Origin of the sequence: Anaeroglomus insulsum (genome assembly GCF_050689095.1) — a bacterium.
In the GTDB taxonomy this organism is placed as follows: domain Bacteria; phylum Planctomycetota; class Phycisphaerae; order Sedimentisphaerales; family Anaerohalosphaeraceae; genus Anaeroglomus; species Anaeroglomus insulsum.
This window is the reverse complement of sequence record NZ_JBOGCL010000006.1, coordinates 80,119-94,897: the sequence shown is the minus strand read 5'-3', so window position 1 is coordinate 94,897 and position 14,779 is coordinate 80,119. Positions and strand designations below refer to the sequence as shown.

Annotated in this window: 12 protein-coding genes; 1 reads left to right on the top strand and 11 read right to left on the bottom strand. The window is 55.6% G+C overall.

All coding sequences use genetic code 11. The annotated features are described in order from the left end of the window. Positions 1-56: 56 nt before the first annotated feature. Positions 57-635, bottom strand: coding sequence for a DUF4416 family protein (locus ACQ9LF_RS07175; RefSeq protein WP_462488702.1), 579 nt, complete (start codon positions 633-635; stop codon positions 57-59). Between the two features lie 146 nt (positions 636-781). Next, a complete protein-coding gene (locus ACQ9LF_RS07170; RefSeq protein ID WP_462488701.1) occupies positions 782-1,528 on the bottom strand; it encodes a fibro-slime domain-containing protein in 747 nt (248 codons plus the stop codon). Between the two features lie 562 nt (positions 1,529-2,090). Between ACQ9LF_RS07170 and ACQ9LF_RS07165 the strand changes: the two genes are divergently transcribed. Beyond that, positions 2,091-2,492: a Dabb family protein gene (locus ACQ9LF_RS07165; protein ID WP_462488700.1), complete on the top strand. Its 402-nt coding sequence runs from the start codon at positions 2,091-2,093 to the stop codon at positions 2,490-2,492. Positions 2,493-2,630: 138 nt separating this feature from the next. On the opposite strand, the gene ACQ9LF_RS07160 is transcribed toward ACQ9LF_RS07165, so the two are convergent. The 9 genes from ACQ9LF_RS07160 to ACQ9LF_RS07120 are packed head-to-tail and all read right to left on the bottom strand — an operon-like array spanning position 2,631 to position 14,773. Continuing rightward, entirely contained in the window at positions 2,631-3,776 is a 1,146-nt protein-coding gene (locus ACQ9LF_RS07160) for a serine hydrolase domain-containing protein (protein ID WP_462488699.1), read from the bottom strand. Positions 3,777-3,815: 39 nt separating this feature from the next. Then, complete coding sequence (locus ACQ9LF_RS07155) at positions 3,816-5,966, bottom strand: glycoside hydrolase family 32 protein (RefSeq protein ID WP_462488698.1); 2,151 nt, start codon at positions 5,964-5,966, stop codon at positions 3,816-3,818. A gap of 56 nt (positions 5,967-6,022) precedes the next feature. Then, on the bottom strand, positions 6,023-7,594 hold the full coding sequence (locus ACQ9LF_RS07150) for a 2Fe-2S iron-sulfur cluster-binding protein (protein ID WP_462488697.1): 1,572 nt from the start codon (positions 7,592-7,594) through the stop codon (positions 6,023-6,025). Between the two features lie 3 nt (positions 7,595-7,597). Then, positions 7,598-9,928: an NAD(P)H-dependent oxidoreductase subunit E gene (locus ACQ9LF_RS07145; protein ID WP_462488696.1), complete on the bottom strand. Its 2,331-nt coding sequence runs from the start codon at positions 9,926-9,928 to the stop codon at positions 7,598-7,600. After that, positions 9,928-11,664: an outer membrane protein assembly factor BamB family protein gene (locus ACQ9LF_RS07140; protein WP_462488695.1), complete on the bottom strand. Its 1,737-nt coding sequence runs from the start codon at positions 11,662-11,664 to the stop codon at positions 9,928-9,930. The genes ACQ9LF_RS07145 and ACQ9LF_RS07140 overlap by 1 nt, the downstream gene beginning before the upstream one ends. Before the next feature lie 2 nt (positions 11,665-11,666). After that, positions 11,667-12,959, bottom strand: a complete 1,293-nt coding sequence (locus ACQ9LF_RS07135) for a 4Fe-4S binding protein (protein WP_462488694.1) — start codon at positions 12,957-12,959, stop codon at positions 11,667-11,669. Then, entirely contained in the window at positions 12,956-13,513 is a 558-nt protein-coding gene (locus ACQ9LF_RS07130) for a 4Fe-4S dicluster domain-containing protein (RefSeq protein ID WP_462488693.1), read from the bottom strand. Before ACQ9LF_RS07130 ends, ACQ9LF_RS07135 begins: the two co-directional genes overlap by 4 nt. Continuing rightward, complete coding sequence (locus tag ACQ9LF_RS07125) at positions 13,510-13,773, bottom strand: hypothetical protein (RefSeq protein ID WP_462488692.1); 264 nt, start codon at positions 13,771-13,773, stop codon at positions 13,510-13,512. Before ACQ9LF_RS07125 ends, ACQ9LF_RS07130 begins: the two co-directional genes overlap by 4 nt. Further along, entirely contained in the window at positions 13,742-14,773 is a 1,032-nt protein-coding gene (locus ACQ9LF_RS07120; RefSeq protein ID WP_462488691.1) for an NHL repeat-containing protein, read from the bottom strand. Before ACQ9LF_RS07120 ends, ACQ9LF_RS07125 begins: the two co-directional genes overlap by 32 nt. Positions 14,774-14,779: the final 6 nt, after the last annotated feature.

The window sequence follows — 14,779 nt, the reverse complement described above, 5'->3', positions numbered from 1 at the left end:
GCTAAGATCATTACCTGTGAAATCGAATTAATCCTTTCCTATTGCCTGTCATCGATTCATGGGGTATCCGAATCATCCGGCGATGCCGCCGCCGAGGCCAAATCCCGCCGCTGGGCCGCCAGTTTTTCGCGCGCTGCCGACAAAAAAGCGTTATATCGTCCGCTTTTGAAATCGGGGAACGTATAGGGATAGACCTGCCAAACCCCCTTGTTATAGGTCAGCGTCACCTCTGCCCACATCCCATCGCCAATATACACCCGATGGGCAAAATTCTTGGTCGAGGCCAACACCAGCTTGCTCGGTTCCAGATATCCAGGGTCAAGATTAACCGGACGGGGCCACGGTGTTGCCAGCACCTCGGCAAGCTGCATCTCCATCCGGTTGGTCTGGTGCTTGATCCCCCCCAGCCGGCCTGGATCGATAGGAGCCTCAATGCTCACAAATCGCCGCAAAATGGCCGGTCCGGCCTGCTGTTGGTAATAGGTCGTCATATCAAACGGATACACCGGACTGACCAGGTCCGCCTTGCCAAACGTCTCGGACACCGCCGACTCCGCCACTGCAAGACACCGCTGGTCAGCCGCCAAGATTCCAATAATCAGCTTAACCGGCTGAGGTTGCTGTATCTCCCACATTCTATTGCTTCCAAGTCCAGTTCTAATGCTCCCATATTCTAATCATACGATGGATAAATGCAAAGCATCTCTTTTTTTCCGTAAACCAACAAAAAAAGCCGTGGCCAAACGCCACGGCTTTATCATCTCACCCTAATTTAACAACCTTACAGACTCCGGCGTCTCCGAAGCCAGCCAACCAGACTCGTGCCCATCGCACCCAGCAGAATCGCTCCAGGTGCCGGAACCACCGGCTGTTTCAGTTCAATCGACGTGGTCATCTTGAAATTGGACTCTGTGGTATGCCGTTCGGCAAAGAACAGATCAAAGGCATAGGTCTGTCCAACCGTCAAGCCCAGGGTATCGAGATTTACCGTTTGAGATTGAGAACTATGGACACCGCCCAGATCAATGACTAATTGTTTGTTGATAAAGACCCACAGGTCGTCGTCACCGGTAAAATTAAAGACCTCACCGCCCTGATAGGTAAACATATTGTGCATTTCAAGCGTGAAATGATAATTGTGTGAACGGCCTTCATTACCGAATCCTTCGCCGTCAATCGGGAAGAAGCTGGCGTTGTTATATTCATATAAACCGCCCGCATTCTTGGTGGCCACCAGCGTCTTGGAGATGACCAAATTCACACCAGCTACATCGTTATACCACTGATTGAACGTCGCTTCACTGGTGACCGCATTTGTGGTGTTGGCAGTGTTATACACCGGCTTGCCATCTACCCCCAGCGTGGATAAAACAATTCCCGTGCCGGAATAATATGGACTCATTTCAAAATCCGGGTGCGATGCCTGAAAATCCCGAATCGTCACGTTGAGATTCAGGGTCTCGGCCGCATGGGCAACCCCGGCCAGCACGCCCACGACACATAGACACAACATTACTCTTTTCATCATTTTCTCCCTTCACAATCAAATCAGACTGTCAAAATATGTTTTAGGTATGGAAAACAATCCAACCATCCTACAAGATTTCCCTATCTTATCTTTTTTTGACACAAAAAGCAAGTTTATTTTTGATATGCGGAATATGGATGAAATATATAATTAATAATAATTTGCAAACGCTACATATATTCTTCACAATGTACTGCATTCCATCGAGAAATCGTGGAGATGAAAAGAAAAGAGGAACCAGACGACTGGCATCTGATTCCTCCTCCTCACATGAAGCTTCACACAAAAGACGTTCGGGGGGAGAACGACTTTTGTGTATTATAACCAAATGGACAGACTCAATTCAACCCTGAAATCGTTTTCCCTGTATTGTTGCCGAAAATTCGTCGTCTGAATGATAAAAATAGCCTTTCATGGCTATTTGTTTTTCTGCCTGGTCCGGCCAAGCATTGACTTTCTTTCATGAGATGCGTATGCTGATATCATATAGCCGACACTGGCGGGATAGATTATCGTTTTTCCGCAGTCGGCCCGGATGGGATACTCTTATAAGGATACGACCATGAAACGCTGGTTTTGGCTGTTACTGATACCGCTGATGGCTCTGGCCGGATGCTGCAACTGTCTGTTTGGAGGCAAAACAATGACCCAGGAACCCATGCTGGCCCATAGCGTGTTTTTCACCCTCAATGACAACTCCGCCGGGCAAAAGGAACGATTGCTTGAGGAGTGCTACACCTATCTGAAAGACCATCCCGGCGTGACCTTCTTCTCCGCCGGCCTGCGGGATACCACCCTGACCCGGCCGGTTAATGACCAGGCCTTCGATGTCGCCCTGACTATCGTCTTCAAAACCCGCAAAAATCACGAGGACTACCAGGTCGCCGCCAAACACAAGGAATTCATCCAGCGCAACCAGGCCAACTGGAAACAAGTCCGCGTCTTCGACTCGCTGGTCTGGTAACGCCCACAACAAAAACACACGAGGCCGAACAGGAGTTTAAGCCTGTGCGGCTACAGAGAGAATCTGGACGAACACCAAATCTGCACCTTACGAAAAAAAGATAAACACGGGGTAATGAGGGTCAACCATAGGTTGCTCCTACCGGGACATATCGGCAATGGCTTTGATGAGTGCAGCGACGGTTTCGTCGGAGGCTGCGAAGGCACTGTCGCCGCCCTGGTTGATGCAGACTAGCACGGCAAAATCACGCTTGGGGGCGATCCAGGTGTTGGCATAGTTCATGGTGTTGGAGCCGGTATGGTGAAGGACGGCCCCGCCACCCCAGTCACGGGTAACGGCCAGCCAGCCGAGGGCGTAGTCGTTGCCAAAGGGCGGGGTGTGGAGGATGCGATAGGTGTCGGGGGTCATCAGGGCGGATTTGCCCATACCGCCGCGAAGCTGGTCGATGACAAACTTCGCCCAGTCGGAGATGCTGGCATGGACGCAGCCGGCCGGAGCCATAACCATTGCGTTATCCATATCGGGGCCATTGCCCTCAACAGGAGAGCCGTCGGCACGATGTCCCCAGGGCTGGTCGAGTTTGCCCGGCGTCCCCACTCCGCCAAAGCCGGCGGTGGTCATCCCCAGCGGCTTAAAGAGGCTGTCGTAAATCTGGTCTTCCCAGGACTTGCCTGATATTCGCTCGACGGCGATTCCCGCGACAACATATCCGAGATTGGAGTAATGAGCCTCTGTGCCGGGGGTGTATTTGGGCTTTTCGGTCAGGGCCTGTTCCATAACCGCCTGGCGCTGGCGGCGGATATCGCCGCGGGAGGCAAACGACCGCCAGTTGAGGTTTTCGGTCAGCCCCGCGTGATGCGACAGGAGCTGCAGGATGGTGACGCCTTTGAGCTGGGAATGTATGCGGTCGGCCAGCTCGGGAAAAAGCTCGGCCAGCGTCGAGGTCCAGCGGACTTTTTTCTGTTCGACAAGCCGGGCGAGGACTGCGGCGGTCATGGCCTTGGTATCGGAACCGAGATGCCATAAGTCACTTGTGGTGACGGGGGTGGTATCGCCCCTGCGGCGAAGGCCGACGGCACCGATGGCGATGATACCGTCGCTGTTGACTATGGCTGCACAGATGGCCGGGACGTTGTGTTTTTGACGGATCGGTTCCAATAGGTCAGTAATGTCTGCCACCTTTGTTTTCGGGGATTCCACAGTAGCTTTATCCTGAGTCTGCCCCTGGCAACCGCCGCAGAAGGATATCACTATGACTAAAGCCATCAATCGGTTATGATTCATCACAAGCCTCTATCTGCACGAATTTGCGCCCCGGGGAGTTTACGGCCAGATGGATTTTAGCGGATACACATCCAGTCTTTCAACCAGAATGTCGCTCTGGTCAGCACGGAATTGCAGCGAATCAGAACAGCGAGTCAAATTGACGCCAAGGGGCATATAGATACGGCCGTTGTTGGCGAAGATTTCAATGCTCATGCGGTCAACCAGTACTTCAAGGCGGATTTTGCCGTCAACAGGTGCCAGCGGCGCGGATTTATCCAGGCAGGTCAACTGCTGCTTTGCGGCGTTATAGACAATGGGGGTATCGCGAATGACCAGCGAGCAGGACTGGGCATCCTGGGGCTTGAATTCAGCGATGATATGGAACAATTCGCCTTTGATGTCGGCCAGCGGATTGTCGCCGGGTTTGACGGTAAGGTTTTCTTTTTGCCAATGCTGCTGATGAAGGTTTTGGATTTCACGAATGGGTTCAGTGAACATCCGGATGCCGTCAGGGGTCGTCCGCAGGGTCAGCGTGACCGGGAACAGGATCATCTGATTGAAGGGCATATCGGGCATATTGATTCGGGCCCAGCCCATCTGGACGCGGCGACCATCCCCGGGCGGCATATCGTTAAATGTCTGGGAGGCATAAAAGCAATTGCCGTATTCAAATTTGAGCAAGCCGGTATCGGGAACAAACTGTGTTCCATCGAAGCGGCCGATTTTATAATCACCGCTGGCACCATAGACAACCCACTTGCTGTTTGCCCGGTCGCCATCCACCGGCAATTCAAACAGCTCCGGACATTCAAAGAACCCCTCCACATCACTTTGTTTGTGCCATGTTTTCAGGTCGGAGGAATTAAAAATCGACAGCGTCGAGCCATCGATCCAGAGAATCATGACCCATTTGCCTGTTGGTTCATGCCAGAAGACCCTCGGGTCACGGCTGCCGTCGCGAATCTTGTCGATAACAGGATTCTGAACGTATTTAGTCCAGGTCTTGCCGCCGTCATTGCTGTATGCCATCGATTGAGTAAAAGGCTTTCCCTGTGATAACGGGTTATTGCCGCCGGCGGAGGTGTAAAATGCCACGAGGGTCTTTTCGCTGCCGGTCTGCAGGCCGGCAGTGTTGTTCTGATCCACGACCGCCGAACCAGAATATATAGTCCCCATCACATCAGGATGCAGGGCATCCGGCCATTCCTGCCAGTGCACCATATCGGTACTGACAGCGTGCCCCCAGGTCATATTGCCCCAGTTCCAGCCATAGGGATTGTGCTGATAGAACAGGTGATACCGGCCTTGGTAATACACCATACCATTCGTATCGTTGAGCCATCCGCGCCGGCTGGAGAAGTGAAACTGCGGGCGCAGGGCTTCGCGGTAGAGGGTGTCCTGGCCGGGGAAGGTGTCGGCGTGGGTGACGGCGTCAAAGCCAGTCTTCCAGGCACAGTCATAGCGGTCAATTTGAAGAGTCCCCTGTTTGCCCGCAAATTCGCTGACATCCAGAAAGACCCAGAAATCCGGGTCTTCGGGGGCGATTTCAATCTGGAATTCCCGAACGCACTGCTGATCGATAAACAGACGAACAAGGCGGTTTGCGGCGCCGGTCTTGACGGGGAAATTCAGATATTTTTTCTGCAGACTGAAGGTGCGTTCTTTATTGGCGATGACCTGATGGCAGGTATTGCTCTGGACGATGTGATCCACATTGATATGGCCCCATCCGCCGGTGTGCAGGTCGATAATCTGAATTTGAACGGTCTGGCCGGCCAGTTCACTGACATCCCAGGACTGCCAGTCGAGCTGTTCCGAGCCGCCGGGGGTGATGTTGGGACCGGTTGCGGTGCGAACGATTTTACCGTCAGCCACAAGATTCATACAGGTCTGGCCGGGGTGACCACCGCCGCCGATGAGGAAATTGATAAAATGGCGTTCGATTTTGAAGGCCGGCGAGGTCAACGTACCGGTGGAATCATCGCCCCGATAGAAGGAATTGACCAGCCCCTTGCCTTTAAAACCGGCAACCTGCATCTGATTGGGCAGGGTTCCGCGGGCCGGGCCGGGACCGAAGGCCTGACCGGTGATTTGCCAGTCGCCATAGGTATCTCCTTCGAAATCGGCAATAAGAATATCCCCAGCGGCAGCCATAGCCGGAATTACACTTGACAACATCCCTGCAAAAACCATCAAGACTAATTTCATAGCTGTTCCTTTTGCGGGCTCATTGTTGAGTCTGCGGGTGAATCCATGTTGTGCTGTCAGCGGGGCAACCGGGACAGCGCTCCCGTCGGGCAGATTTTGACGCATGCTTCAGCACAGGCCTGGGACAGGCTCTCCGTCAGCAACCCATGCAGCGGAACGGCGATTTCGGTCTCAAAACCCCGTCCGGCAAATGCAAGCCCTTTCTGGTCCGCGTATTGACGGGCGGTCTGGACGCACAGGCCACACAAGATGCATTTGCCCTGCTCAAACACAAGGCCATACGGCGTCGTCTGCCGCGTAAAGGGCTTGCGATGACCTTTGTAAGTCTGCTGGCGAACCTGGTATTTTTCAGCAAGGTCGCGAAGAACACAGGCATCCTTCTTCAGGCAGTCGCACCCCAGGCATCGTTTCGATTCCATCACGGCATCGTCGGGGGACAGTCCATCGCCGGCTGTCGCGGTACGACGCGGACCTGTTTCGGCCGTTGCAAGATACTGCTGCATCTCGCCTTCGGCAAGCTGCCCCAGACGGCTGTTGAACCGTTCTTGAACGCCTGTAACCTCTTTGCCGGACAATAACTGCACAATCGATATCGCTGCTTCTTTGCCGTCGGCAACCGCTCGAACGGCCAGGCGTCTGCGGCCAATGGCCTCACCGCCGGCAAAAATAGTCGTCTGACCCATCCGATAAGTCCTGGCATCCACCTTGATTCCCTTGTCCGTCGCATCAAGCCCCAAAGCAGTCGAATCGGCTTTGCCCACGGCCACAAATACCGCATCGAATTCTGAAGCAAGCTGCTGGAAAGAAAGCGTCCGGCCAATCTCCACGTTGCCGCGAAATTCAATCCCCGGCAGCGACAGCAGATTATCGATTTCCGCCTTGAGTACCTCCGGCGGCAAGACCGCTTTATCGATTGTCCTCAACATCCCGCCAGGCTGGGGATGCTGATCGAAAACGACTGATGCGATGCCTGCAACAGCCAGATAATACGCCGCAGCCAGTCCACACGGTCCGGCACCGACAATAGCCACCTTGTTACCGGTTAAGGGTTTGCACTGCGGCTGATAGGGTTTAGCCGCAGCCAAATCCCAATCAGCGACAAATCGTTTTAATAAACAAATTGATACCGCTGCATCATGTCCGGCCCTGCGGCACACCTTTTCGCAAGGAGCCGGGCAAATTCGGCCCAGAATCGCGGGCAGGGCAATATCGGCCTTAATAGTCGCGATCGCCCGGTCGAGTTGGCTAGAGGCTATCTGCCGCAGCATCTGCGGGATATCCATTTCAGCAGGACACCCCCGCTGACAAGGGCCCATACAATCGCCGGCGTGTTCGCTGAGCAGCAGCGCTATCGCCGACTGGCGGGCCGCCAGAACCTGCGGCGTATCGGTGCGAATCCGCATCCCTTCCTGAGCCATCGCCCCGCACGAGGGAATCAGTGCCCCCGACCGCTCCATCGCCACGACACAGACCATGCAGCTTGTCGATGGCGTACAGCCGGGCTTGAAGCACATTGTGGGAATTGCAATACCCAGCTTGGCCGCCGCCTGCAGCACTGTTGTCCCCCGTTCCACTTGGACATGATGGCCGTCAATGGTCAATTGAATGAGATGATCATGATGGGTCATTGCCTACGACTCCACATCCACAGCCTTGGCCGGACAGACCGCCTTGCAGGTCCCGCATCGCACACATTTTTCGTGCTCAATGCGATGCTTGCGGTACGGCTCGGGTGTAATCGCCCCGACCGGACACCGCTGGGCACAGAGCGTACAGCCAATACAGTGATCATTAATTACATAACGAATCAGCCCCTTGCACTTGCCCGCCGGACAGCGGCCGTGCTTATGAGCTTCGTATTCCTCGCGGAAATAATGCAGCGTCGATAAGACCGGGTTGGGCGCGGTTTTGCCCAGTCCGCACAGACTGCCGGCCTTGATTTGCCTGGCCAGGTTTTCCAGTGCATCCAGATCACACGGCTTGCCCTCGCACAAATCCGTCAGCATCTCCAGCATCCGCTTGGTCCCGACGCGGCAATAGGTGCATTTGCCGCAGGATTGGGCCTGGGTGAATTCCAGAAAATAGCGGGCGATATCGACCATGCAGTCGGTTTCATCCAGCACAACCATACCGCCAGACCCCATCATGGCCCCCACGGACAACAGAGATTCATAATCAATCGGCGTATCGGCCAGCGACGCAGGCACACACCCCCCCGACGGCCCGCCGATCTGGACGGCCTTGAATTTTGCTCCGCCGGCAATCCCTCCGCCGATTTGCTCGACAATATGACGAATGGTCATCCCCATCGGCACTTCGATCAGCCCGCCGCGGTTGACCTTGCCGGTCAATGCAAAGACCTTGGTGCCCTTGCTGCTGGCGGTGCCTATGGCCGAATAGGCTCCCGGTTCGCTGCGCAATATCCACGGTATCGCGGCGTAGGTTTCGACATTATTAATCAGCGTGGGCTTGTCCCACAGACCTTGTTCGGCCGGGTATGGCGGACGCAGAGAGGGCATTCCGCGTTTGCCTTCAATCGAAGCCAGCAATGCCGTTTCCTCGCCGCAGACAAACGCCCCGGCCCCTTCCATAATCGACAGCTTCAAGTCCCCCAGCAGCCCGCGCTGATAACAGATGTCAATCGCGGCTCGAATTCGCTGGACAGCCAGCGGATACTCGGCTCGTATATACAGCACGCCTTCTTTAGCACCGATGGCCCGCGCGGCAATGGCCATCCCTTCCAGCACACGGTAGGGATAGCTTTCCAGAATCATCCGATCCATGAACGCACCGGGATCGCCTTCATCACCGTTGCAAACGATATATTTGGGGTCACCGCAAGCCTGCTGGGTAAGCTGCCATTTGCGGCCCGTCGGGAATCCGCCCCCGCCGCGACCACGCAGGCCGGACTCGATAACCCGCTCGATTATCGCATCGGCAGACATCTGACTGGCACGCTGCCAGCCCTGCCAGCCCTGATGACGCAGGTACTCATCTATATCCAGCGGATTAAGCCGTCCACAAAATTCAGTGGCGATACGCTGCTGGCCGCCGAGGAACGTGCAGATTTCCCCATCCCGCACAGCACGCTGAACCAGCGGTTTGGATTCACTTTCCAGCAATCCATCAAGGGCGTCTTCCGCGGCCAGTCGCAAGCGACGCCATAATCCCTGGGGCTTGAAATGCCGCTTGACAATCTGTCTGGCTTCGGCAGCCGAGACCTTGGTATATAAAATAGCGCCGCTGGTTTGGGGGGATGCAGGATCCACAATTTCCACCAGCGGGGTCTGATGACACATACCCACACAGCCGACAGGCTTAATGACCACGCTGTCGGACAAGCCCATCTTTGCGACGGTCTGATCCAGCTCCCTGCGGACATCCATACTGCCGCCGGCCACACAGCAGGAGCCGACACCAATCCGCAATTCCACGGGAGCCTCTGTCACCGTCTTGCTCTGACCGTTACCCGACGGGGATGATTCAGCATCGCCTTCACGCAGGGTAGCTTCGAGAATCTCATGCACGGCCTCAGGGCGTACCGGACCATAGACTTTATGATCCACCTGCACCACCGGCGCCAGCGTACAGCAGCCCAGACAGGCAATCTTTTCGACAGTGAACAGAAAATCGCTGTCGGTATCTTTATCCGGGTCAATTTTTAACTGCCGTCGGAAGGCTTCATAGACCCGCTCGGCCCCCTTGACATGGCATGCGGTGCCAACACAGACCCGAATGGTATGCTTGCCCGCCGGAGTCAGGCGGAATTGGTCATAAAAAGTCGCCACACCCCAGATATCGGCATGACGAATTCCCGTTCGGCGACAGACCTCCTCAATCGCCTCGGTCGGCAGATAGCCGTACTGCTGCTGAATCGCCTGCAGGATGGCCAGCGTCTTTTCCTGGCCGGTGCCCGTGCGGGCCAGAATCGCCTCAATCGGTTGTAAGTCGCATTGCGGCACTACTCCACCTTCCCGATGCAATAGAGGCTTTGTGTTGAACGCAGAAACATCCGTCCCGGGGCAAAGGCCGGCGAGGCGTAACAGGCTTCATGGATGGCACTGCGGCTCAGTTCCTCATACGTCCGCCCGGCCTGGGCGATAATCATCTGGCCGTCCCGACCCAGAATATAAAGCTTGTCACCGACCAGCGTCGGGGAGGCATGGCATTCCAGATCCAGCGATTGCGTATAGACCTCCTTGCCGTCGGCCAGATCAAAACAACTCAACCCGCCCGAAACCGTCAGGGTCCAGACCAGTTCGCCGTTACTCACCGGGCTGGCAATATCAGGCATATCCCCCGGGCTTTCCCAGGCCTTAGCGGATTCGGTCACATCGCCGCCGGCGTTATCCAGACGAAAGGCATAGAGCTTGTCATAGGGCTGAAGGGCCACCACCAGCCCGGCGGCCAGAATCTGGGTCGGGGCAATGTCGCTGCCCAAGCATGAGGCCTTCCACAATTCCTGTCCGGTTGCCGGGTCATAGCCTATCACCCACGGCGAGCCGCTGGTCAGAATCTGATAACCTTTATCCGTCTTGACGATTGTCGGCGAGGTCCAGGTATTCGGCGTTGGGCGTTTGGTACGCCACAGAAGGGTGCCATCGGCAATATGAAACGCCAGAATTTCGCTGAGTCCTTCCTCGCTGCCTTGGTCAAACTGTACAATGACTTTATCTTCAAACACCGCCAGCGAGGTCGCATAGCCATAGGCACTTTCAGGAATACCCAGGGCCTTCTGCCATTGGACCTTGCCATCCCGGTCAAAACAGCCGATATCGCCGGTGGCAAAAATGGCACAGACATAATTGCCGTTGGTCACAGGTGTATTGGCGGCAAACCCGGTATCTTCCATGATGTGCGGAGCCTCACGTCCAGCGGTACCGTCCGGCTGAACCCGGCCGGCCCACAGCAGCTTGCCGTCGTTGGCATCAAAACAGAATACTTTCTGTTCGGTTTCGGTAGCGCCAGTCAGATAAACCCGGTCATCCCAGACAATCGGCGAACTGAAACCCGGCAGCGAGACTTCGGATTTCCAGACAATCGCCTGGTTTTGTTCTTCGTTCCATGCCTCCGGAATGTCCGGCATCCGGCAGACACCATCACCCCACGGCCCGCGGAAGGACGGCCACTGATCAGCCACGGCTTGGGCCCAATCCATGGCCGCGGCAGCCTGCTGCGTGACGAGGGATTGAGATTCAGCCTGTTTTGGCCGGGCCATAAGAGCCGCATACAAGCCCAGCGCCCCCAGCAGTGCAAGTGTTACCGTAACCGCCAGTCGCGTCTGCCGCGCCCGCTGAATCTGTTCACCGGGGCAGATGTCGGCTGTCGGCACAACCGGAGCGGGCTTGAGCATCGAACGGGCTGCAATAAAGCAGACCGCCGCGATGACAATGCTGCCGGCAAAATAAATGGTCCCGGTATGGATGAACTGCTGACGGCGCAACTCATTGCGGCGGACACGAGCGTCCAGGTCACGAATCTTCTCGGCCAGCACCTGATCGGACGGCTTGGTCTGCAGTTGTTCTTTGTACGTTTGCAGCAGCGCGGCCTGGGCCGGGTCCGTCACTCGAATCTGATAGCCCGCCACAGCCAGCAGCACTGCGGCAACCACCCCCAGCACGGTCGCAACCACCGAACAGCCCATCAGCCCCTGATACAGCGGCCGCATCTTTATCTGGGTATTATCAAGGTAATCCATAGTCATTTCGCCCCGGGAATGGGTTGATCAATTTTTCGCTTTTGTTCCACCGGGCAATAGGCAAAACAGCGGCCGCAGGCTAAGCAGCCTGCTCGATGAGCCTCGTATTCTTTCCGTACGACCGGGACCGTCGAGGCAATCAGCTTGCCGCCGGCAAGCAGGCCCAGCACGATACCAGCCAGGACCCCTCCGACCCAAAACCGATGGCGAATGGATCCCGCCTCCAGCCGCAGTAATTGAATATCCTGCCCGCTGGCTCGGAAGGCCTCGCTGGCATCAGTATGTCCTTTAACCAGACCTGCCATTTCCGCATCGATACGGTTGGCCAGCCGCACCGTCGGGTGGGCGTCAGCCAGCAGGGGATGTATCGCTGAGCCAATCCAGCCGCCCAACGCCGCCAGGACCGGCAGCAGCACAATCAGAAATACAATCGTGCGTTTGCTGCGGGCGGTTTCGGCCGGCGACAGCGGTTTGGCGGGCTTGACTACCGCACCAAAGGGACAGGCCTGTTCGCACAGGCGACATTGAATGCATTCGTCCGGCGTAATCTTGACACGCCATCGGGAAATCCGGCTCAGTTGCCGCAGAATCACACCGTAAGGACACAGAAACCGGCAATAGGGTCTGCCGACAAACAGCGATATCAGCAGAAAGCTGATGCCCAGCACCCACTGGTTCCAATTGCCGTTCAAGCGAAAGAACGTCACGAATGGATCATATCGGCAGATCAGAAAAAAGCTGCCGGTGGCCGCGAACAATACTGCAAAAGCCAGATACACATACGCCAGCAGCCGCAATGCCGCTTCCAGCGGTTCGGGAACACGCAGCGGGTGAATCAGAACGAGATCCTGCATCGCTCCCAGCGGACAGACCGCCGCACAAAATCCCCGCCCGAAAAACAAGGTAAAGACCAGCGGCGCCAGAAAGAACACCAGCACCGCCACCGGCAAAGCGTATTCAGAGTCAAACGCGGCCAGGGCGATATTGCCGATGGAACCCACCGAACAGACACACCCTTTGCGGAAAAAACCAAAAAACAACAATGAAAACAGCATCAGGCCGACAATCCATTTGCGGCTGCGTTTTTTCAGCGTCAGCCAGGAAGCCAGACCGAGGGCTGCCACGAGTACCACGACGCCCACCACATCCCGCATCGGCGGATGCGGCAGCGGAGTGGTCATCTGTGGAATCTGATAATCCGAGTCAAACTGCGGCGGCGGGAACCGCTGCACGCCCCACGCTGGCATCGACAGCAATAGCATCAAACCAATCCATCCGATGTACCGTTTCATCATTGACCTTTCAGCAGATAAGGCTTATCGGCGGGTACACGTCGGAACGCTTGCGGAGGACAGGCCGCCGCGATGGCACACTCGTTGCAATTGACGCAGCGATCGTGACGCACCTGCAAAAACAGCGAACCATTGCCGAAGGCACCGCAGCCTTCCACACACTTGCCGCAGCCGTTGCACAGCGATTCGTCAATGGTGTATTGAAAATATGGATCTTCCACATACGTCCGGATGATGGCTCCACGCGGGCAGAGCTGATTTTCAGCGGCCGTATCCAGCGCCGATGGTTCCGGGCGATAGTAGCCCGTGCACAAATCACAATACCCGCACATCTGGTAAGCATGAACACACTTGACTGCCGACTCCTGCAGGACGCAGAACGTCGCACAGTTGCCGCAGGCGGTGCACTTGGCCGGGTCGATCTGCCAGACATAGTGCTGCCGGCCGCTTTTGGAGGCCAGTACCGCCCCCGTCCCGGCAAGCCCGGCAAAACACGCCCCCCACAGGCCATCCCGCAGGAAATCACGTCGATTGACTGGTTTGTCAGGCTGGGTCATAATGATCTTCCTATCTGCTGTTTAAAGGACAGGGCCTTAGGATGGCCGCATTGTTTCACCAGACCGCATCCGCGACAGCCAACCCGACCTTGGGGGTCTGCACAAGTCTGACGATTCAGGTCAATTCCGTTGCGTCGCCCCAGCCAGCCGGTTGCCGCGGCCAGCACGCCTACAGTAGCCCATCGCAGGGCGGAACGAATCCACTGCCGACGACTGGGAACCGTTGTGCTATTGTTTTTTTTGAAATATGCGAACGACATTTTTCACCGTATCCAAAACATAAATCCGGCCGGTCTCATCGACAGCCACATCAAAACCTCTGCTCTGGCACTGCTCGGGCGTATCGCAGACCTTCAGCGGCCCTTGCCATTCAAGCTGGTCAGGTCCGGCCACCACACCCGCAAACTGTCCCTGGGCATCATAGACCTTGACCCGCACCAGGCCTTTTTCAGCCGTCACAAACGATCCGTCGGGTAAAATAGCCATATTGACCGGGTTGCAGCAGCCGCTGAAACCATCCACCTTCGGGGAGGCCTTGCCCCAGGCCCATTCCCGATGACCATCCAGCGTAAAAGCGACAATTTCATGCCGGCCGGGGTCCACCACCCGCAGCAGGCCATCGGAGGCCATCGCAATATCAAAATACGGGCTGGGAATTACAAACCCCTTATGGTCTTCTTTTTGCGGGTCTTTTTCGCCGATGATATTGACGAGCCCACCCTGGAAATCGTAACGATAAATCAAGCCATTGACAGCATCGGCACACAAAAGCAGCCCTTCATTCAGGACAATAGAACTCAGGATAGCATTCTTTTGCGGGACGACAAATTGGGTTCGTTTGGTTCCCGTGCTGTCAAAAATGGTAATGGTATCCTGGGACCCGACAATTACGACCCCTTCTTCATCAACAGCAAGGCTGGTCGGAGCAGACTCCAGGATCATTTCTTTTTCTATTTTTCCTGAACCGTCTATTTTTACAACCCTCATATCACCTGCGACATAAATGCCATCCTGGTATGCAATGGACCGTGAGGCCTTCAGGCCGGTGGGGATTGGATTGCCAACCTGTTGGTAAATAACCAATTCAGACGGAATTTTTGCATATTCGGAGATATCATACCTATATTCTGGAGACAGTCCGCTGCCTCTTTCGCCAGTAGTGTCATAACTGACCACAGACACGATACTCAGAATGATGGCGACACCAATGACAATGCCTGCCACAAGGCCGGCGTTACTTTTTCCTGTTTTACAGGCCACGTTCTA

Excerpts from the sequence above, each read along its gene's own strand:
- ACQ9LF_RS07170 (WP_462488701.1), bottom strand. The coding sequence starts at position 1,528 with ATGATGAAAAGAGTAATGTTGTGTCTATGTGTCGTGGGCGTGCTGGCC.
- ACQ9LF_RS07150 (WP_462488697.1), bottom strand. The coding sequence starts at position 7,594 with ATGACCCATCATGATCATCTCATTCAATTGACCATTGACGGCCATCAT.
- ACQ9LF_RS07165 (WP_462488700.1), top strand. The coding sequence starts at position 2,091 with ATGAAACGCTGGTTTTGGCTGTTACTGATACCGCTGATGGCTCTGGCC.
- ACQ9LF_RS07140 (WP_462488695.1), bottom strand. The coding sequence starts at position 11,664 with ATGGATTACCTTGATAATACCCAGATAAAGATGCGGCCGCTGTATCAG.
- ACQ9LF_RS07130 (WP_462488693.1), bottom strand. The coding sequence starts at position 13,513 with ATGACCCAGCCTGACAAACCAGTCAATCGACGTGATTTCCTGCGGGAT.
- ACQ9LF_RS07125 (WP_462488692.1), bottom strand. The coding sequence starts at position 13,773 with ATGTCGTTCGCATATTTCAAAAAAAACAATAGCACAACGGTTCCCAGT.
- ACQ9LF_RS07175 (WP_462488702.1), bottom strand. The coding sequence starts at position 635 with ATGTGGGAGATACAGCAACCTCAGCCGGTTAAGCTGATTATTGGAATC.
- ACQ9LF_RS07135 (WP_462488694.1), bottom strand. The coding sequence starts at position 12,959 with ATGATGAAACGGTACATCGGATGGATTGGTTTGATGCTATTGCTGTCG.
- ACQ9LF_RS07155 (WP_462488698.1), bottom strand. The coding sequence starts at position 5,966 with ATGAAATTAGTCTTGATGGTTTTTGCAGGGATGTTGTCAAGTGTAATT.
- ACQ9LF_RS07160 (WP_462488699.1), bottom strand. The coding sequence starts at position 3,776 with ATGAATCATAACCGATTGATGGCTTTAGTCATAGTGATATCCTTCTGC.